Below are 19,802 nucleotides of genomic sequence, written 5' to 3'. Positions count from 1 at the left end.
ATTCAGCTGATGACGTGCCTATCTGATTGTAGCGCGCCATTGCATGACCAATTCAGTCACCTACTGCAGCGGAGGACAACGTTTGGTTTTGCTCAAACGAGGTTTTCGCATGCATTATTGCTTCGTGTAATGATTGACGCAGTTCATCCGGGGTATGTCGCTGTTGGGTCGCAATATAATCCTTATCCTCGTACAGCGCTAATATTCCCTGGTTAAATGCCTTCAGAAAAGCATCATTTTGAGTAAATTTGTTGCACATTAGTTTGCCACCCATAATAGCGGGCACCCCTTCAATACCATATGAGAAAAACGGTTTTTCATCCTCCTGCTGACTTGCCAGATATTGTTGCGCCTCCTGCGGGTAAACCAGGGCCATTTGTGTGCGGTCTTTGAAGAACATTTCGGATACCTTGTTGTGTCTGTCGCCGCTTGCTCGCCAAACAATGTTTCGAGCTGGTATCTGCTCAATAAAAGCGTCCAGCTCATCGCCGTAGGAAATACTTTCGGTGAGCAAAATTACCCCCCCCGGCTGTGCTTGCACGGTATTGGTCAGTGACTTAATTTCGCCGCGCTCATTTAACATTCTTTGGTCAACAGGCACCCGCGTATAAACGCGCGGAGAGGGAAGAAATGTCATGGGTAATGAAAACAGAAACTGATTTTTACGCTCACCATTTTCCAGCGCGTAATAATGACATGCGGGTTCGTCATCCACTAAATGCCGGAGTATGCGTTTGAAGGGGGCATAAACAAATTCGATGGGAAGCTCAATTTTAGGCAGTAACAGACGATACGTTTTGGGTAACGCATTTTGGTCGGCGGGGTTTGCGACATCCCTAAGAAAGCTTTCCATACCATAATAAACGCGGGTTTTAGCGTCTTCCGTCGCAGCCAGTGAAAATGTGCTGCAGCTCATAAGAAAAATGACAAAAGCTAGCGTCTTCATAAACAGCTACCTACATCTTGTACTTTCATGTTCGCCACTTTACCCGTTGCCCTATCCGTAACGCAAACAAAAAAATTATCCCACTGCAGAAATAGAGGCTGGCTATTTTCCCACAGCTGGGCTGGGTGGAATGAAGCGCGACAGCCCTGCTGGCGATAGTTGGCATTGCTCGCAATCCTCAACTTTGTAATGAGGTGGTCAAGATGACCAAAGTTCAACTGATAACTATCTATAAATTAGAGAGAAAAACCAGCGCTTAGATAATTTCATATCAAACAGCACTGCCTTAGATGGGAACTTGTCGTTAATCACGCTTTCATCAATCTGCTCAAAGCGATGAATAGCAGCGTTATACGGCATGGGTTTGCGAATATTGTAACGGTAAGCAAACTGTTGTTGCCGATCATCTTGCTCCCCATTCCATACTGGCATAGACAATTGACAGCGATTATTGATTCTTTGATAACTAATCACTTTAACATTAACGCGATCAGCCAGCTCTAATAGCGTTTGTTCTTCTTCGGTGTTCCCACTTATCGCATAAGAAGGTAAGTCGGATTTTTCTCCTATTTCGCACGCAATGGTAGCGATCATCGAAAAAGTTGGCTTATTATCGTTGAAGTTGTCGACCATAAAGTCGTAGCTTGGCTGCGGCGAGCATCCTGCTAAAAAAACCGATACAGTCAACAATAAGGTAAAGCTTACTTTCATTGCAGGTTCTTTGTCTGTTTTATTTATTTACTAAGTATTTCTTCTTTTATTTGTTTACTTATTTTACTGAAAATCTTTATTTTCAATCACATGATGCCAAATGCGTCGGCCATGCGTCAACCTATGTCGGATTGACCGCAGCTAAGCACTTGTTTTACACCGCTCATGTATTCAATCATCCACTTCATCACGTAGTCTCATTTACATTTATGCCGTACACCGTGTTCACCCATTGCGAAAAAGTATAAACCCTGATTTAACCGTATGATTTTTCATGCTTTTAACCCGAATATAGTTTGGTAAAGTCCATCGCATTACAGCAGAAACAACGATTGATTTTGCTGTTTTAACTTCATGATAATACCTTTGGAACGTCCATTGGACCTATCCGACCGTGAAGAGTGGCTGGGGAGCATACTCTTCACGGTTTTTTTTATTCCACTTTTTTTGGCATCAAGTTGTTTCTGACCTGTCGTGCATCATAAGTATTCTCTCGTTGTGGTTGTTCACCACGCCCTACTTCAATACTTAATACACTTTCAATTTCGCTTCGGTCAGATCCGCCAACAAAAATTCCAGTGTTGAATTGGGACGATGGGTACAAGGTCGTACGGCATCCTAATGCACCACACTCAGTGACGCGCGAATAGCGTTGCTGAAAGCCAAATTGTGGACCTGTCTCTACGCGCTCTTTATCCACCAGCGTTTCTCTGTCAGTGACCACAAACCAGTCGAAGTCGTTCAAAATTGTTACTTCGGCCGCTCTCAACATTGCGTAGTCCATTGCCTTGGCCCGATCGGTTCCACGTGCTTTGAAATGTACGCGATACTGGGTATCACTTAACTTTGTTTCAGTGTAGCCAAACCCACCGCGCGTAGCTTCCCGGTAATCTTTTGTATTGCCAGCGCAGCCTAACAGCGTCGTTGTTGTCAGCACGGCCGCCAGCAAGAAATGGTGTCTTTTCACTAATTCTTCCTTCTGTTTAAACAACGTGTTCTCACATTTTGTACTGTCAAGCCGCACTCGCAGTTCACAATCACCTGTTCCAGGCCGTTAAAACCGCGTGTTTGATATTGCTTTTCATACCTACTCATAATGAGCAGACTAAAATTCCAGCAGTTTTTTCGTATAGTAGAGACATTGTCGTTTTGTCATCGTATTGAAGGAATTAATATGAAAGGGTGCGCCAGCCGCTTTGTCGCGCAGTTAATCATCTTCATCAGCTGTTTGCTGACCTTTTCTGCAAACGCAGCCATCAGTGATGTTGTCAATACCATTCAACAACGTCCTCAGTTCGCATTTTACGTTGGTATGATAACCAGCGGAGCGTTTGCGTTGTTAACCCTGACGTTCTGGGTAAAACACTTTTTCGCCAAACGGATGGCAGCGCGCGTACAGGGTGTGAATGTCAAACTGCAGGCGCAGTTGGATACGCTTCCCTCAGGTGCGTTGTTTATCGACAAGTCCGGTACGCTGTTAACTGCCAATAGAACCGCACTGTATTTGCTTGGTTTAAAACAACAGCACAGCTATAACGACAACTTGCTGGCATTACTGCCCGAATGCGATGAGGAGGCACTGAAACATGCCCTGGCCAGTGCCAGAGAAACGCGTTTGCAAAGCAGAATGCCGCGCCGTGATCGTACTTACCAAATTAGAATATGCCCGAATGTCGACGCTTCATTGGGTGCTCACGCGGTCGTGATGCTGGAAGATATTCACGGCCTTCAGGATAAAATTGATAATCAGCAACATCACCTTGCTCACCTCACCAGAGAAGTGGGAAACAGCGGACAAGGTATCATTACCATTGATTACGCCCGCGATTTGGTAGAAATTAATGCTGCTGTTGCAACCTGGATTGACGCCCAGCACAGCGCCGTATTTACTGTCGACGATCTGCCCAGTTGGTTTACCGAACAAAGCTGGCAGGCATTAAATTCGGCATTGATGGGCCTGGGAGAGTGTCAGCAATTTGAACTTTTTGCCGATTTAAACGAGCACAGTGCATCACGCCCGGTCCGGATACTAGGTTCTATTATTCCCGTGACCGATACTGACAATGCGACATTTGTGCAGTTAGTCATGGTTGATTTAAAAGCTGAAAAAAGCCTGAAGGCACAGTTACAGGGTGCGCTTAAATTACATCATCAAACCACCAGCATGGCACCTTTTCCCATCTACCGAGTGGACGAAAAGGGTCTGTTTCTGGAAGGTAATCGTGCATTCAGTGAATTGATCGGTTCAGATTTAAATAAGTTTAGAGGCAAACATTTTGCCACCCTGCCAACCGTTAATGACCAATGGGTTAAAGCGCATCAAAGTGAACTGGGCTCAGTGCCAGTCAAGATATCAATCAACCCGCAAGCCGACTTGTTTTTAAAACTACACTTACAAAAAGTGACCGATCCCGGCTCGCCAGCTTCGGTGATTGCAATTGTGCTTAATCAGTCGGACGAAATAGCCGCTAAAGCGGCACAAAAAGTAGCAGAGACACGGTTAACCGGTCTGGTCGACCGCTCACCTGCAGGAATCGTTATCTTTGATGACCAGTATAAAGTTATCGAAGTGAATCAGACGCTGGTGACTCAGCTGGCGAGCGAGGTAACCGCAATCAGTGGCACCCGCTTTAGCGCATTATTTAAAGATTCTACGCAGGCAGAACAGGTATTTGCTCGTCTTGCGCGCCACGAGCGCTGTGCCGAAACCGCGGTAACCTTGCTTGATAGTGACGGCCGACCGCTTGAGATGACATTGAGTGTCAGCAAAATAAGTGAAGTGCCCTGTCGTTTTGTCGCCTGGCTAAGTGGTCGCGAAGAACAACGTTACTTGAGTAGCCGTTTCGAACGCCTGCTTAATTACGCCAGCATACCGATGGCGGTAATCGAACAAGATGCGTTTACCCACCTGAATGCTGCTGCGTGTGCTTTTTTTGAAATAGAGGATGAAAGTACATTAATCGGTAGCACGCTATACAGCAACGAGTTGAACAAATCTGACGATAACGCCAGGCTGTTGCGCGATAAGTTTACTGCTGCCAAGGCCCATGGTCAGGTGGTCACACTAACCTGGCATCACCAGTTCCAGCAAAAAGCGCTGCCCTGTGAAATTACCCTCATCCCGGTATTTAAGGGCAAGGAACTTTGCAGCATCATCTGCTTGTGGGTTGACTTGCGGGCACTGAAAGAAGCGAATGCTGCGAGGGCCCAAGCGCAACAGTTACGCGATCTGGCTCAGCAAGAAGTGGTAAAAAAAGATGCTGAACTTTCCACCAGCAAAGATGCGTTGGCGAAACAACATTTGACCTTGACCCAAACCGAAGAAAACCTGGCACAAACGCAATCAGAATTGAGCGAAGTACAAGGGACGCTATCAGATAAATTGTCTACCCTGACTGCGCTGGAACAGGCTCACCAGGACATTCGCGCAGATTTTGCCAAACTACAGGGTGATTATAAGCAGCACCAGCAATGGCTGGATGAAGCGAAAGCGGCTAACACAGAGCTGGAAACACAGCTGGAGCGCAGCAGTGAAAAAGTGAGCCGTCTGGAAACTCAGCGCCATCAGATTGCCAATGCACTGCAATATAGTGAAAAACAGTATCGCCAGACGCAGCAGCAGTTAGAGCAAAGCCGCGCTGAATCAGAAAAGTTAAAGCTGGCACAGAACGAACAAACCCGGGTCATGGCGCAGTCAGAACAAAAAATCGCCGCACTTAAACAGTCACTTGGCGAGAAAGACTCACAACTGCATGAGATCAGCGACCAGATACAAGGGCTAAATTCGCAATTAAGCAGTTCGGCGCAAGTACAAGAAACCCTCAGGGAGCAGTTAGCCAACCAGCGCAAGGCAAGTGAGATCGCTGAAAACGAACGGCGGGCACTCGAGGAGAGTTGTGCGCATGCGCAGGCAGAATTGGCAAGTAAAGCCCGCCACATCGATCATCTGCAGCATGAAATGCAGGCGCTTGAAGAAATGTCGAACCAAAGTAAAGGTGAGATGGAGTCGCACAAACTGCAACTTGAAAATGAGTTAAAAGCCAAAGAGGCGCAGTTGGCCACATCGAAGCAAGAGTTCGCTGATTTGAAACAACAATCTGCCGTCGTGCATGCTGAGAAAGAGCAAAAACAAAGCGCGTTGGACAAATTAGCAGAAGAACTCAACAAGCTGCAGACAACAGCACAGGAGCAACAAACTGCCAATGCAGAAGCGCAACGAGAATGGCAAAGCCAGCAACAAATACTGCAGGAAACACTTAAAGCCAAAGAGTCGCAGCTGAAAGAGAGCGAAGCGGCACTGCATCATACGATTGCAGAAAGTGAAGCTGAAAAAGCAGAAAAAGCACGCCACCAGCAGGCGTTAGATACCTTACGCGCTGAATTTGAACAAATGCAGGAAGCGGCGAATGCCCAGCAACGAAATATCATGTTGAATGCTCAAGAGTGGGAAACCACCCAGCAAGACCTGGCAAAGTCGTTGGAAGCCAAACACGCTGAATTAAGTGAGGCGCAACGATTACTTGAGAACCATCAACAGCAAGTTGCTGCTGAAAAACGTGCGAAAGAGGAACAACAAAGTCGTCTCGCTCAGTTGGAAGCAGAACTTTCCGATGTCGCACAACGTGCAGCGAAGCAAAAGGCAATGATGGAAGGAAGTGACGAGCAGTGGCGCAAACACCGCGAAGAAATCGAAACACAAAAAGCGCAATTGCTTGCAGCCCTGGAGTCAGCGAAACAGGAAAATGCGCAAATGAAGGAGAAATTGCAGACCAGCCAATCAAATCTGGTTTCCGCTGAAAGCAAAGTGTCGCAGACACATAGTGAAGAGCAAAAGCTCACTCAGGAGCTCAGCAAAGTTAAAGCCGACGCCGACTCGCTACAGCGCCAACTTTCTGATAAACAAGCGAATGAAGAAAAGCTGCAACAACAAATCGAGTCACAGCACGATACCTTACAACAGCGAGAAGAGAGCATAGCCGCACTTAAACTTGAACAAGCGCAGCTGGAACAAAAACTTAAATCCGCAGAACAGGAATGTGCCGCAGCAAAACAATCGATGACCAGTGCCGACACGGACCAGTCAGACTTACAGCAGCAGTTGGCAGCGCTTGAACAAAGTCTGCACGACAGCAAAGCTCAGCTGGCCCAGAAAGAGCAGGCACTGAGTGGCGCGCAGCAAAAATTGCAGCAGCAAGAATCTCAACTGCAACAGCAAGCGTCCGCTTTGGTCGAAGCGCAAAAAATAGAGTTACATGAAAAGCAAAAGGAACGTCCCGCTGCTAAAACCAAAGAACTTCCCGGTTACGCTAAATTCGACATGCCACTAGACTCATCGGTCTGGTTCGACCTACTACCTTACTTACAGGCTAACCAGCAGGTCGACTCTTTAGCGGTTTCTCTCAAATCATTATTAACACAGCTGGAATGTGCGGTTGAAGACACCAACAACGCGGTGTTAAACGATGACAGAAGTCAGATGCTGGCTAACATCCGTAAACTGATTTCTATCATTCGCCCGGTCAATTCCGCCCCACTCAATGACATGGCAAACCGATTGGAAGCGGATTGTGAGCATGGGAACCTGGATAATATTTCAATTTTCTGGCCCATCGCGCAACAGAACCTGAGTAAAACAATGAGAGTGATCTACGGCCATCTGAATGACTGAGCTTACTGATATAGCTGGCCCGCCTGATTGCGCGGGCTTTTTTGTGTGTGATATAAATTTAATAATTGTAAAGTGGACGATATCTAATTGACTGTGCTATCTGTATAAAATCACTATATTTCAATCAACTGTGCAGCAATGATCCTCACTATCCGCCCTGAACACCCAGAAGACATTTCTGCTATTCGCGAAGTGATTAAAATGGCCTTTAAGCCGCTTTCGCAGTCAAGCCATACTGAACATTTAATTGTTGATGCATTACGCGCAGAACGCGCGTTGACCATTTCGCGGGTGGCCGAGGAGCAAGGTAAAATTATAGGCTTCATTGCGGTTTCACCGGTCACCTTGTCAAACAATCAATCGGGGTGGTACGGTATCGGTCCGCTTGCTGTTTCTCCCCACGCACAGTCAAAAGGCGTTGGCAGTAAATTGATGCTGAGTGTATTAAATTGGTTAAAAGATAATGCCAAAGGATGCGTACTGCTAGGCGAGCCGGGCTTTTATTCTCAATTTGGCTTCAAAGCTATTGAGGGATTAACATTACCGGGGGTACCCAAAGAATACTTTCTGTCACGCTCATTTTCCCATTATTACCCAAAAGCCCAGGTTAGCTATCACCCCGGGTTTTATCCCGATGCACGGCCTGCATAGCTACCTATGCAGACCCTGTAAGGCGGCTTGGGGAGCCTGTTTGGTGAGGGTAAAGTCTATACTGGGCAAGGTAGTTTCAGTTTGTATACCTTCCAGATACTCATTAACACAAACAAGCCCAGCCATATCACGACACATTAATTTTGGCGTCTCGGCTAAATGTAAATTGGGCTGGGTGAACCAAATCACCATTTTTTCACTGTCACCATCTGACAACGCATACAGTAAATGATAAAGACGAATAAAGGCGAGCTGAATTTCAGCTTCTTTCGATTCAACTTCAAACCCAACCAGTGCCGTTTGTAACAGGCCACGCTCACTGACGCCTAACATAACCGAAGCTTCATAGGGTGTTAACCCCAGCTCCTCATATGCCCAGGTAAACGCTTTCATAATCACTGCGGGTTGGTAATGTGCGATTGTCATTAGAGCTACCTTCTCATGCTTGCAACTGATACATAGGAAAAGCTTTAGCCAGATTCGTTCCAAAATTGTTGTAATCTTACAAAGTGTTAACGTTTTTGTGTAAAATTCATACCACTGTTAAGCCTCTATTGCATGATTGCAGCGGGCTGCGTTTACAGTTCGTTAACAAATTACGATGGCGAGCTACCCTATGTGTGGATAACTTGAGCACCTCACTATGTTCATCTTTAACGTGAATATATAAGAAAAATTTTCAATAGCGGCGGGAATTAAATTCCTGTCGGTCTAACATTCTATTTTTCAGAACCATAAACTCAATTTAATGAGTTGTTTATGCTAGCAATTTTCTACTATTGTAAGATAACAGCAGGAAACGGCACGGGGAGAACTCATTGAAACACACATCTTCAGGGTGGGGATGGTTACTGATCACAATTCACTGGTTAACTGCCCTGACCGTATTCAGCATGTTCGCAGCAGGTTTGTGGATGGTAGACCTGAATTACTACAGCGATTGGTACAAAACCGCGCCTCACTGGCACAAAAGCATTGGATTGTTGTTGGCTGCATTAACCCTTTTCAGGGTGGTATGGCGACTGGTTGGCCGCCGTCCACAGAAGTTCGGAAGTAAACTTGAACAGCGTGTGGCCAGCCTGGCTCATCTGTTTATTTACCTGCTGCTGTTTACGCTATTTTTAAGTGGATACCTCATCTCTACCGCCGATGGCAGAGCAATTGATGTCTTTAACTGGTTCACCGTTCCTTCACTTGGGGAACTTATTGATGATCAAGAAGATATCGCCGGGAGTATCCATTTTTATGTGGCATGGGCGTTAATTGGTTTGGTCAGCCTGCATGCGTTGGCCGCTTTAAAGCATCACTTTTTCGATAAAGACGCAACACTCAGACGTATGTTGGGTCAGAAACAAACACCTTAATTAGGAGAAACAAATGAAAAAACTGGCATTAGCATTAGCACTTTCACTCAGTGCAAGTATCGCCAACGCGGCTGAATACGTCATTGACACTAAGGGTGCACATGCTTCCATCAATTTTAAAATTCAACATCTAGGGTATTCATGGTTAGTTGGCAGATTTAATGACTTTAGCGGTGAATTCAGCTACGAAGATGGTGAACCTAAAATGTCAAAAGTTAATGTGACCATCCAAACGGACAGTATTGATTCTAATCACGCAGAACGTGATAAACACTTACGTGGCGATGACTTTTTAAATGTGAAAAAATTTCCGGAAGCTAAATTTGTCAGTACTACGGTTACAGACGAAGGTGATGGCCAAATGACGATTATCGGTGATCTGACCTTACATGGCGTAACTAAATCAATATCCATAGATGCGCATAAAATTGGTGAAGGCAAAGATCCCTGGGGTGGCTACCGCGCAGGTTTCGCTGGCGAAACCAAAATTGCGTTAAAGGACTTTAACATCGATTATGATCTGGGTCCGGCATCAACCGAAGTTGAATTGATGCTGCACGTGGAAGGTGTGAGACAGTAATATCTGCCATCTAAATGTACGGTTGACTGATCGTTAAACCGCTTTTATTTGATCCACCAGCAAGATAAAGGCGCTTCTTTCAAGCTAAAGAAGCGCTTTTTTATTCATCTCAGTAACCCGTCAAAGCACAAAACCACATACTATCAGGCCCATACGCTTACATTGTTCAATGTAATTTCAGGCGCATGCCAACAATATTGCCCAGTTTACGACTAAGCAGGACGATCACGCCGCGTAAATAGCCATGAATGGCAAATTGGTGCATGTTGTATAGCGACAGATACACGATTTTTGCGAGCCGCCCCTCAATGAACATGCTGTTATTAGACAGTGCCCCCATCAAACTTCCCACTGTACTGTAGCGACTTAAATGCACCAGTGAGCCATAGTCACGATAGTAGAATGGTTCCAGCTCACGCTGCTTGAACAAATTGAGCAGATTCTTACTTGCGGTGGCTGCCATCTGATGCGCAGACTGAGCCCGGGGAGGTACCCAGTTGTTATTCTCCTGCTTAAATCCACAGCAATCACCTATCGCGAAAATGTTATCGAAGCGCGTGCTTTGCAACGTGGGCTTCACCAAAATCTGATTTGCGCGGTTGGTTTCAAAAATATCTAATGCGGTTAAGAAGTCAGGGGCTTTCACTCCTGCTGACCACACCAGCAAATCCGCGTTCAGTCGTTCACCATCAGCGGTTTCAAAACCCGATTTGTAGGCACTGGCCACGCGGGTATTTTCCAATACATCGACGCCTAACTTGACCAACGCTTTTCTCGCCGAGTCTGCAATTCGTTCAGGTAGTGCAGGTAATATCCGTTTGTCAGCTTCAATGATGGATACTTTGATGCGCTTGGAGGACATTTCAGGCATGCCATAGGCTCGTGCAAGATTCGCAACATGATATAACTGAGCCGCCAGCTCAGTTCCGGTGGCTCCGCCGCCTACAATAGCCACATGCAACACACGATTATCAGTGGCATCATTATTGATTTTTAGCAGCTGATTTAGCAACGCTTTATGAAAGCGCTCAGCCTGCACCAGAGAGTCTAAGAAAAAACAATGCTCTTTCACGCCCGGGGTATTGAAGTCGTTACTTTTGCTGCCTAGTGCCATTATCAGGTAGTCATAATTCAGACTCCGCTCCGGCAGAATTTGATGCCCGTCTTCATCATTAAGTGCTGATAAGGTAATTGACTGTAATTCGGCATTCAGGCTTTTCATCTCGCCCAGCTCGAAACGGTAGCGGTGTTTTACCGCGTGCATACGATAATCCACACCATCAGAATATTTATCGATAACCCCAGCCGCCACTTCGTGCAGCAACGGTTTCCACACATGCGTGCGACTTTTGTCTACCAGTATAATTTCAGCTTGTTGCTGTTTTCCTAACGATTTAGCCAGTTTCGTGACCAGTTCGAGTCCGCCTGCGCCGCCTCCCACAACTACTATCTTTTTCATGGATAACTACTCTTTTTAATTGAAAACCGGTTATCACCACGAATACTCCGCTGAAAGAAGAAAATGACGGGGTTGGCCGGGAAAATAGCGCGGCCCGGTGAAGGTGGTCAAATCAGCGCGCTCAGCATAGCGGGTATCGAGCAGATTATAGATGCGAAAATGCAAAGTTGTTTGCGGGTTTAACTGATAATGGCTGCGCACGTGCAAGATGTCGTGTCCTGGATAGCTCTGCGTATTTTCAGCATCAAGAAAGTACTTATTGATATGCTGCCATTCCAGGGTAATTTCAAGTGGCAAGGTCGACGCCCAGGTTAATTGGGTATTGGCCATTTGTCGGGGCGCAGTGTCCATTTCATTACCCACAATGGAAGTTTGCGTCCCTTCAGCCTGACTGGTGTAAGTATGTTCTGCGTAGGTCATTGCGGAGCTAACTGCCCACTGCGGGTGCAGTTGCCAGCGCAGTGAAAGCTCAACGCCTTCGTGTCGGGTTTCGCCATCGCTGACGTTAAAAAAGTCATCGTCGCGATAAATAACATTTTCCTTATCAAGCAAGTAGTACGCTAGCTCCAAGGACAGATTAGTGTCCGAATAGTGAGCGCCCACTTCTCTAAATACCCCGCTTTCAGGGGAAAGGTCGGCAACCGTTTGTTCTCGTTGCAAACGAAATAGTTCTGTCGCCTGCGGCATCCTGTAACCGTCAGCCACACTGGCAAAGAAGTTGACGTTGTCACCCAGGGTATAGTTAACCGATAGCTTGGGTGAAAAACGATTGAAATCAACATTAGTATCGGCGGGACGAGAATAGCGACAGCCTCCAAAACCACACGCTTCACCGTTTTCTTTTAATCTTCCTGGTGCTATCAATGTATTATAATCATATGTCATCGTTTCGTAGCGCGCACCGACAGCAATTGTCCAGTTGTCCCAGCGCTGGGACACCTGAAATAGCGGCGCAAGCATTCGTGCATCCACTTCGTAATCGTAATGCGTGCCTTGCGGGATTGTCGCCATTAAAAAATCTGAACCCAGGGTAGGCCCATCCTGAAACTGTTTCAGTGTTCCTTGGGTATATTCAGCATCAAGTCCCGCAACAACCTTCAATCCATCGGACCGGTATTGCCATAATGATTGCAATCCCCCCCCTTGCTGGCTATTTAACTCCAGCGGCTTACCCGGTAAAAAGTGCATAATGAACTGCATGTCCTGATCACGGTAATAAGGCGTTATGGTGAAACGTTGGTTATTGCTGTGGCGCCATTCAAGCTGCGACCATACTCTCAGCGCTCTGGCCCATCGATAGGCTTCGGGGTTTTCGTTCAGATTGATTAACTCATCGCTCTTGTAGCTGTCTTCACCAGTTAGGTAACCTGCGGTTTGTTGATCCAGGTGGGTATAGGTGATACCTGAATTGACTGAAAAGGACGCCAGGTCATAACGGTGACGCAAATTTATTTTTTCCTGATAAACCGATTCGTCGTCGCGAAACCCGTTATCGCGGGTGATGCTGACGTTTGCTCCTAATCCTGAGTCGCCCTGATCAACGCCGTAACGTCCTTTTATTCTTTTGTAGCCGTACGAACCTACATCCACGCCTAACCATTTCGCCCCCCGGGTGGTGTCTGGGGTGACTACGTTGATCACACCATGTAACGCATTAGAACCGTAAACCACCGTCGCCGGACCTTTAATTACATCAATCCGTTGGGCCATTTCCGTGTGCGCTTCAAAAAGCTCATTATTATTACAAAAACCCGCTGCTCTGATTGGAATTCCATCTTCACTGGTGAGCACTGCACCGCAGGCTCCGGCTCCGGTTAGCACCGGAGATCGCAGGGCGGGCAGGTATTCCTGACCACTGCCTCGCTGTAATCCCACGCCGGCGATTTGCCGTAACGCCTCTTCCACATGAGTAGGGGCAATATCAATTATGGCTTGTTCATTTACGCTCTCCAGGGCGAAGGAGGTGGTTGAGTCTACCCACTGATAGCGTTGAGAAGTTGTAGTAATGCGTTCGATATCAGAATCAGTCGTCTGGGCGTTTACCAGCGTTGGTGCAAAGCTGAACATCGCCAGGAAACCCGACACGGTTATAATTTTTATGTACGTCATAAGCAACTTCTGTTTAAGCGAGATGGTAGATACAGGCGCATCACACATAAGATCAGCGCCTGTAAGCACTAAAGAGCTTTAGTTGTCGGCTGCCTGAGGCTCACTTTCAAAATAAAGTAGCCCAACAGCCCTGAAAGAACTGAACCGATGACAATGCCAAGTCTTTCGTCAAATAACAAATTAACTCCGGTCTCTTCAAATGCCAGCGAGCCAATAAACAAACTCATCGTGAAGCCGATACCACACAGCGCTGACGTTCCATATAAGGTCAACCAGGACACGCTTTTGGGTAACGAAGCCAAGCCCATTTTAATCGCTAACCAGCAAAAACCGAAAATACCAATTTGCTTACCTAAAAACAGACCCAATGTAATCCCAATAGGCACACCATGTTTGATTTGCTCCACACTAATACCTTGTAGATTCAGGCCAGCGTTGGCAAATGCAAATACCGGCAGTACAAAAAAACCTACCACAGAATGCAAGTCATGCTCCAGCGACTTAAGTGGTGAATAATCATCTGTATGTTTGCCGCGCAGTGGAATGAACAACGCCAGCACGATACCCGCCAATGTTGCATGGACTCCGGATTTTAAGGTTGCGATCCACATGATGACGCCTACCAAAATGTAGGGACTGGTTGACAGCACACCTCGTTTATTAAGAATGGCTAATATTGGCACGCACACCGCGACAATAATCAATGCAGTCAGTGAAATTTTGGAGGTGTAGAAAAAGGCTATTATAAGAATTGCACCGATGTCATCGAAGATAGCCAGAGAAGTTAGAAAAACCTTTACTGACAGCGGCACTCGGGGGCCCAATAACATTAATACACCTAACGCAAACGCAATATCCGTTGCGGCCGGTATTGCCCAGCCTTTAATTGCAACCGGGTCGTCATAGTTGAAATACGCGTAAATGAGTGCAGGGACCAGCATTCCCCCGATTGCTCCCGCCCCGGGTAGGATAATGTTGCGCTTGTCAGCCAGCTCGCCTTCAACAAGTTCGCGCTTGAGTTCCAATCCGACCAGAAAGAAAAAGATCGCCATCAAGCCATCGTTAATCCACAACAGCATGGGCTTAGCAATTTCTAATGCACCAACCCTTACTTCAACGGGCGTCGACAAAAACATGTCGTAATACCCTGACAGTGGTGAGTTAGCAATGAGGATGGCGAACAATGCTGCTATAAAGAGCAGAATACCGCCGGCGGACTGCAATTTAAAAAAAGACTGAATGAAGGATTCTTTAGAGTTATACATTTAATACTGAAATTTAGTTACCTGCGTTTTGCCGCTAGATTACTATAAATTTCAACGGGGTTTAATAAAATAAAGACGAGAACCGAGGTTAATCAGTGGTAAATAATGGCCTAAGCTCACACGTTATCTAATGAGAAGGTCTTCGCGTAGTAAATACCGCATCTGACCTAACGCCCCGTGGAAGCGTGTGGTAGCGCTTCTTTTCCTCTTCAGTAAGATTTAACAGCTTCTTAAGGGCCTTTTTTACTTTACGTTGTCTAGGTTTGAAGTCATCTATCCATCTGTCCATTTTTACATCTCCGAATTAAACAGAATTACCCTCTATGTATACGTTGTCAGCACATCACGGTTCGAGCATAAACTTTATTTAATCTTTGTGGATGGCACAGCTGCGCTGGATTTTTCATCGTATATCAAGGATGATTAGTGCCCCAGCAATTCGCAAACCATTAGATAAGGTAACGCAAATGTATAAACTGGTACTTATCCGTCATGGAGAAAGTCAATGGAATCTTGAAAACCGCTTCACAGGTTGGCACGACGTCGACCTGACTGAAACAGGTGTCGCCCAGGCTAAAAACGCCGGACAGATGTTAAAAGATGCTGGCTTTGAATTCGACACTGCTTACACGTCAGTGCTTTTGCGAGCAATTAAGACGCTGAATCTTGCACTGGATGAGATGGGCCAACATTATATTCCGGTTAAGCGTAACTGGCGTTTAAATGAACGTCACTACGGCGCGCTTACAGGTTTGGATAAAGCCGAGACTGCGGCCAAACATGGGGATGAGCAAGTAAAAATCTGGCGCAGAAGCTTCGATGTACCGCCTCCGTTCGTAGACACAAACGATGAATATTTTCCCGGCCATGATCGTCGCTACCGCCACATCGACCCGGCCATTTTGCCACGCGGTGAGAGCCTTGCATTAACGATTGAGCGGGTTTTACCTTACTGGCATGATGAAATTCGCCCGGCTATTCAACGCGGTGAAAACATCATCATTGCTGCTCACGGCAATAGTCTGCGTGCGTTGGTCAAATATTTAGATGGCATGTCAGAAGAAGAAGTGCTTGGTTTAAACATTCCAACGGGTGTCCCCTTGGTTTATGAACTGGATAAAAACTTAAAACCGATTTCCAAAGAGTACTTAGGTGATCCGGAAAAAATTAAAGCCATGATGGATGCGGTGGCGAAACAGGGTAGTGCGAAAAAATAGCAGACTTACCGCAAAAAAAAGCACAGGTGTTTACCTGTGCTTTTCAATCGTCTCACCATTGTTAATACGAACGGTCGATGGGTTCTAATCCATTTGCCCGCTGTTCAATAGCTTCAGATAAACTGTAACCGGTTTCAATCCACTTACGCGCTTCTAACGGAGTGAACTGATGTGAACGCCATTCCGCTGCTTCTCGGTATGTCAAACCTGCCGCACGCCATTGAGCTGCATCAGTTGCCATGTAACCTGCTTGTTGCCATTCACGCGCTTCTACCACGGTAAATGTACCCGTGTTCCATGCCTGGGCTTGTGGAACGGTAAACCCAGCAGCACGCCAGTCCTGAGCCTGCTCAGCAGTAAACCCTGCCGCTCTCCATGACGCGATCTCAGTTTGACTCATGCCATCCCAATCATCATGGCTGTGCACGACACAACCTGCTAGCCATCCCACTAAAACAACCACTAACAAATGTCTTACCATTTTCATCTCCTTACGTGATGTTTTTTATTTCACTAGCAACAATCTTGTCCAGTGATGAATTAACGTACAGAAGAATGAATAGTTCGGTTCTTTTTTTACTTTAAAATTTAATCTAAAATTTTTGTTAACTCACTGAGCATCAATGAGAACGTATGCGTGAGACCGCTTCCTTCCAGTTGCAATACGCCTCGTTTCGCTGCGCTTTGGTCATGCGTGGAGTAAATGTCCTTTCTACTTGCCATTTGCCCGCGAGCTCCGCAAGCGATGTGTAGATACCGGCTTGCAGACCGGCCAGATAAGCAGCCCCCAGCGCGGTGGTTTCGGTAATTACCGGACGTTGCACCTGGGCGCCGAGAATATCGGCCAGAAAGCCCATCACCCAGTCGTTGTTCGCCATGCCACCATCTACCCGCAGTGTGCACGGACGTGCTCCATCACTTTCCATGGCTTTTTGCAGATCTTTAGTCTGATAGCAAACCGACTGTAAACCCGCGGCCACAATTTCACTGATGCCTGTATCCCGGGTCAGCCCTAGAATTGCGCCCCTCGCGTCCGGATCCCAGTAAGGGGCACCCAGCCCGGTAAAAGCAGGAACCAGAAATACCCCATTGTTACGACGTGCCCGCTGCGCAAGCGCTTCTGTTTCTTCTGCATTATCAATTAGTTTCAGACCGTCACGTAACCACTGTACTGTGGCCCCCGCCATAAAAATACTGCCTTCCAGACCATATGTGACCTTGCCGTTCAGACGGTAGGCCACGGTCGCCAGCAATCTGTTTTCTGATACCAGGGGTTCATCGCCAGTATTGAGGATCATAAAACAGCCGGTGCCATAAGTGCTTTTCGCCATGCCTTTTTCAAAACAGGTTTGCCCTATAAGCGCTGCCTGTTGATCGCCGGCAACCCCCTGAATAGGGATCGCCCTGCCAAGCAAAGCAGTGTCCAGTTGACCGAAGTCTGCCGCGCAATCCTTTACCTCAGGAAGCATACATTCGGGTATAGCAAATAAATCCAGTAATTTTTTGTCCCATTGCTGCGAATGGATATTAAACAACATGGTACGCGATGCATTGGTGGCGTCGGTGACATGCTGCTGACCACCGGTTAACCGCCAGATAAGATAGCAATCTACGGTACCGAAGAGCAGCTCACCATTTTCGGCGGCGGCTTTCGCACCTTCAACGTTATTCAGGATCCAATTGACTTTGGTCGCCGAAAAATAGGGGTCGATGAGTAATCCGGTGGTCTTTTTAACATAGTCTACCCGTTCAGGGTCAGCGCTCAATTGCCGGCACTGTTCGGCAGTGCGTCTGTCTTGCCAGACGATGGCAGGATAAATGGCTTTGCCAGTTGACTTGTTCCATATCAGCGTGGTTTCGCGCTGATTGGTGATGCCGATGGAGGTGATGCCAGCAGGAGTAAGCGCGCATTTTTCAAATACTTTTTGCAGCGTTTCAAGCACGCTATGCCAAATATCGTCAGCGCTGTGTTCGACCCAGCCATCTTGCGGATAGGACTGCGCAAATTCCTTCTGTGCAATCGCCATGATCTCTCCTGACTCGGAAAAGATGATGCTGCGCGAGCTTGTTGTTCCTTGGTCTATAGCAAGTATGTATCGCATCAGACACCTTTGTTTTAATCATTGACCCTGTGGGTAAAACTTATCACTCATGGCGCTGCTGACACAATGAGCCCATTATTTTGCAACATTTTACGCTTTAATAGTAATCGTCAATGGAGACATTGGGTAGATGTATTATGCTGTATTCATCATTTCCTTTTTTACCACGCAGGGCTAGCAGGTGACGTCCACAACTCCTTTTGTTACCGATTTACTGATCATTGGTGGTGGCATTAATGGGGCTGGGATAGCCGCCGATGCGGCCGGACGCGGGCTATCGGTTGTACTGTGTGAACAGGGAGATCTGGGTAGCGCTACCTCTTCTTCTTCCAGTAAACTGATTCATGGTGGACTTCGTTATTTGGAACAGCGCGAATTCAGACTGGTGTACGCTGCTTTAAAAGAACGCGAAGTCTTGTTAAAAAAAGCCCCGCACATTATGCGGCCACTGCGTTTCAGGTTACCCCACCAACCGCATTTGCGCCCCCAATGGCTGATCAGGTTAGGGCTGTTCATTTATGATCGACTGGCAAAACGCAATCAACTGGAGCCATCCCGGAAAATACACTGCGATGCCAGCGGGCCATTATCAGCGGATATAAAGACCTGCTTTGAATATTCAGATGCCTGGGTTGATGATGCACGTCTGGTGGTTTTAAATGCGTTAGCTGCGCGGGACAAGGGAGCCAGTATCAGGCCACGCACCACTTTTTTGCACGCCGACCAGCAACAGCAACACTGGCTTGCCAAAATCCAAAGTCAGCATGGTAAGACTGAGACTATCCGTGCCAGAGCGATTGTTAATGCCGCTGGACCTTGGGTGATGTCCACGCTGCACAACGTCGCACCCTCGGATAATGCGCATTCGATGCGGTTAGTAAAAGGCAGCCACATTGTGGTGCCTAAACTCTATTCGGCTGAACATGCATATATCCTACAGCACGAAGATCAGCGCATCGTGTTTGTGATCCCTTATGAAAACTACTTTTCTTTAATTGGGACCACCGACGTCGACTTCAATGGCGATCCTGGCGATGTGCAAATATCTGATAATGAGAAAAAGTACCTTCTAAGCATCGTCAACCGCTACTTTACAACCCAAACATCAATCGCTGATATCGTGCATACCTTTAGCGGCGTGCGCCCTTTATTGGAGGAAGAAAACACGTCGGCACAGGCCGTCACCCGAGGTTATAAGTTAACCCTGTCGGGTTCAACAGAAGAGGCTGTGTTGATGAATGTATTTGGCGGTAAAATTACTACTTACCGGCGTCTGGCCGAACAAGCTGTAAACAAGCTCGCCAGGTATTTTCCCGCAGCAACTCACGCATGGACCGCTACAGTCCCGCTGCCAGGCGGTAGTTTTGATAGCAAGAGTGCACTGCGTTCTGAATACCAACAGCGCTTCCCTTGGCTCGCCGATGATCTTTGCGGTGAATATGTCTGTCGCTATGGCAGGCTATGCGAACAGTTTCTTGATGATACCTCATCGATGGCTGCATTAGGCGAGCATTTTGGACACAACTTATATCAGACAGAAGTTGACTATCTTCATGACAAAGAATGGGCGCAGACCGTAGAGGACATTTTATGGCGGCGAACGAAAAAAGGTCTGCTGTTCTCAGCAGAACAGGTAAACCACCTTCAACACTACCTTTCAACCCTGATGAATTAATACTTTCACGCGTAAATGCAGTAAACTAGCGCAAAATTGAATTAGTGAGGATCGC

The 19,802-nt window shown here is 46.8% G+C and carries 15 protein-coding genes; 6 read left to right on the top strand and 9 right to left on the bottom strand.

Annotation, left to right across the window (positions count from 1 at the left end; translation table 11 throughout):
• Nucleotides 1-52: 52 nt before the first annotated feature.
• The 3 genes from HCJ96_RS12585 to HCJ96_RS12575 all read right to left on the bottom strand — a co-directional run bounded on the left by HCJ96_RS12585 (nucleotide 53) and on the right by HCJ96_RS12575 (nucleotide 2,624).
• Nucleotides 53-946, bottom strand: a complete 894-nt coding sequence (locus HCJ96_RS12585; RefSeq protein WP_169211413.1) for a hypothetical protein — start codon at nucleotides 944-946, stop codon at nucleotides 53-55.
• A gap of 225 nt (nucleotides 947-1,171) precedes the next feature.
• The gene (locus HCJ96_RS12580) at nucleotides 1,172-1,657 is read right to left on the bottom strand and encodes a hypothetical protein (protein WP_169211412.1); all 486 of its coding nucleotides are present in this window, start codon (nucleotides 1,655-1,657) and stop codon (nucleotides 1,172-1,174) included.
• 433 nt (nucleotides 1,658-2,090) lie between these two features.
• Nucleotides 2,091-2,624, bottom strand: coding sequence for a CC0125/CC1285 family lipoprotein (locus tag HCJ96_RS12575; protein ID WP_343034715.1), 534 nt, complete (start codon nucleotides 2,622-2,624; stop codon nucleotides 2,091-2,093).
• 207 nt (nucleotides 2,625-2,831) lie between these two features.
• Here HCJ96_RS12575 and HCJ96_RS12570 point away from each other — a divergent pair, with 207 nt between their 5' ends.
• A complete protein-coding gene (locus tag HCJ96_RS12570) occupies nucleotides 2,832-7,325 on the top strand; it encodes a PAS domain-containing protein (RefSeq protein WP_169211410.1) in 4,494 nt (1,497 codons plus the stop codon).
• 138 nt (nucleotides 7,326-7,463) lie between these two features.
• A complete protein-coding gene (locus HCJ96_RS12565) occupies nucleotides 7,464-7,976 on the top strand; it encodes a GNAT family N-acetyltransferase (RefSeq protein ID WP_169211409.1) in 513 nt (170 codons plus the stop codon).
• Here the strand turns inward: HCJ96_RS12565 and HCJ96_RS12560 are convergent, their stop codons facing one another.
• Entirely contained in the window at nucleotides 7,977-8,402 is a 426-nt protein-coding gene (locus HCJ96_RS12560; protein WP_169211408.1) for an antitoxin Xre/MbcA/ParS toxin-binding domain-containing protein, read from the bottom strand. It lies immediately after the preceding gene.
• A gap of 392 nt (nucleotides 8,403-8,794) precedes the next feature.
• On the opposite strand from HCJ96_RS12560, the gene HCJ96_RS12555 reads away from it, so the two are divergent.
• On the top strand, nucleotides 8,795-9,340 hold the full coding sequence (locus tag HCJ96_RS12555; RefSeq protein ID WP_169211407.1) for a cytochrome b: 546 nt from the start codon (nucleotides 8,795-8,797) through the stop codon (nucleotides 9,338-9,340).
• Nucleotides 9,341-9,353: 13 nt separating this feature from the next.
• Entirely contained in the window at nucleotides 9,354-9,920 is a 567-nt protein-coding gene (locus HCJ96_RS12550; protein WP_169211406.1) for a YceI family protein, read from the top strand.
• Between the two features lie 166 nt (nucleotides 9,921-10,086).
• On the opposite strand, the gene HCJ96_RS12545 is transcribed toward HCJ96_RS12550, so the two are convergent.
• From HCJ96_RS12545 to nhaA, 3 genes are all read right to left on the bottom strand, one after another.
• The gene (locus HCJ96_RS12545; protein WP_169211405.1) at nucleotides 10,087-11,379 is read right to left on the bottom strand and encodes an NAD(P)/FAD-dependent oxidoreductase; all 1,293 of its coding nucleotides are present in this window, start codon (nucleotides 11,377-11,379) and stop codon (nucleotides 10,087-10,089) included.
• Between the two features lie 33 nt (nucleotides 11,380-11,412).
• Entirely contained in the window at nucleotides 11,413-13,488 is a 2,076-nt protein-coding gene (locus tag HCJ96_RS12540) for a TonB-dependent receptor family protein (protein ID WP_246261359.1), read from the bottom strand.
• A 68-nt stretch (nucleotides 13,489-13,556) separates the two neighbouring features.
• Nucleotides 13,557-14,753, bottom strand: coding sequence for a Na+/H+ antiporter NhaA (gene nhaA, locus HCJ96_RS12535; RefSeq protein ID WP_169211404.1), 1,197 nt, complete (start codon nucleotides 14,751-14,753; stop codon nucleotides 13,557-13,559).
• A gap of 467 nt (nucleotides 14,754-15,220) precedes the next feature.
• On the opposite strand from nhaA, the gene gpmA reads away from it, so the two are divergent.
• Entirely contained in the window at nucleotides 15,221-15,970 is a 750-nt protein-coding gene (gene gpmA, locus HCJ96_RS12530; RefSeq protein ID WP_169211403.1) for a 2,3-diphosphoglycerate-dependent phosphoglycerate mutase, read from the top strand.
• A 61-nt stretch (nucleotides 15,971-16,031) separates the two neighbouring features.
• Here the strand turns inward: gpmA and HCJ96_RS12525 are convergent, their stop codons facing one another.
• Together HCJ96_RS12525 and glpK are read right to left on the bottom strand one after the other, a co-directional pair.
• Nucleotides 16,032-16,451 (bottom strand): hypothetical protein, encoded by a 420-nt coding sequence (locus HCJ96_RS12525; RefSeq protein WP_169211402.1) that lies wholly within the window; start codon nucleotides 16,449-16,451, stop codon nucleotides 16,032-16,034.
• Between the two features lie 139 nt (nucleotides 16,452-16,590).
• Complete coding sequence (gene glpK / locus HCJ96_RS12520) at nucleotides 16,591-18,072, bottom strand: glycerol kinase GlpK (protein ID WP_425483742.1); 1,482 nt, start codon at nucleotides 18,070-18,072, stop codon at nucleotides 16,591-16,593.
• Between the two features lie 181 nt (nucleotides 18,073-18,253).
• On the opposite strand from glpK, the gene glpD reads away from it, so the two are divergent.
• Nucleotides 18,254-19,747, top strand: coding sequence for a glycerol-3-phosphate dehydrogenase (glpD, locus tag HCJ96_RS12515; RefSeq protein ID WP_169211401.1), 1,494 nt, complete (start codon nucleotides 18,254-18,256; stop codon nucleotides 19,745-19,747).
• The last annotated feature ends 55 nt before the right edge of the window (nucleotides 19,748-19,802 follow it).

The sequence above is a fragment of the Alteromonas ponticola genome, assembly GCF_012911815.1.
Classification (GTDB): domain Bacteria; phylum Pseudomonadota; class Gammaproteobacteria; order Enterobacterales; family Alteromonadaceae; genus Alteromonas; species Alteromonas ponticola.
The sequence above is the reverse complement of the archived record's forward strand: the minus strand, read 5'-3'. Positions and strand labels throughout refer to the sequence as shown.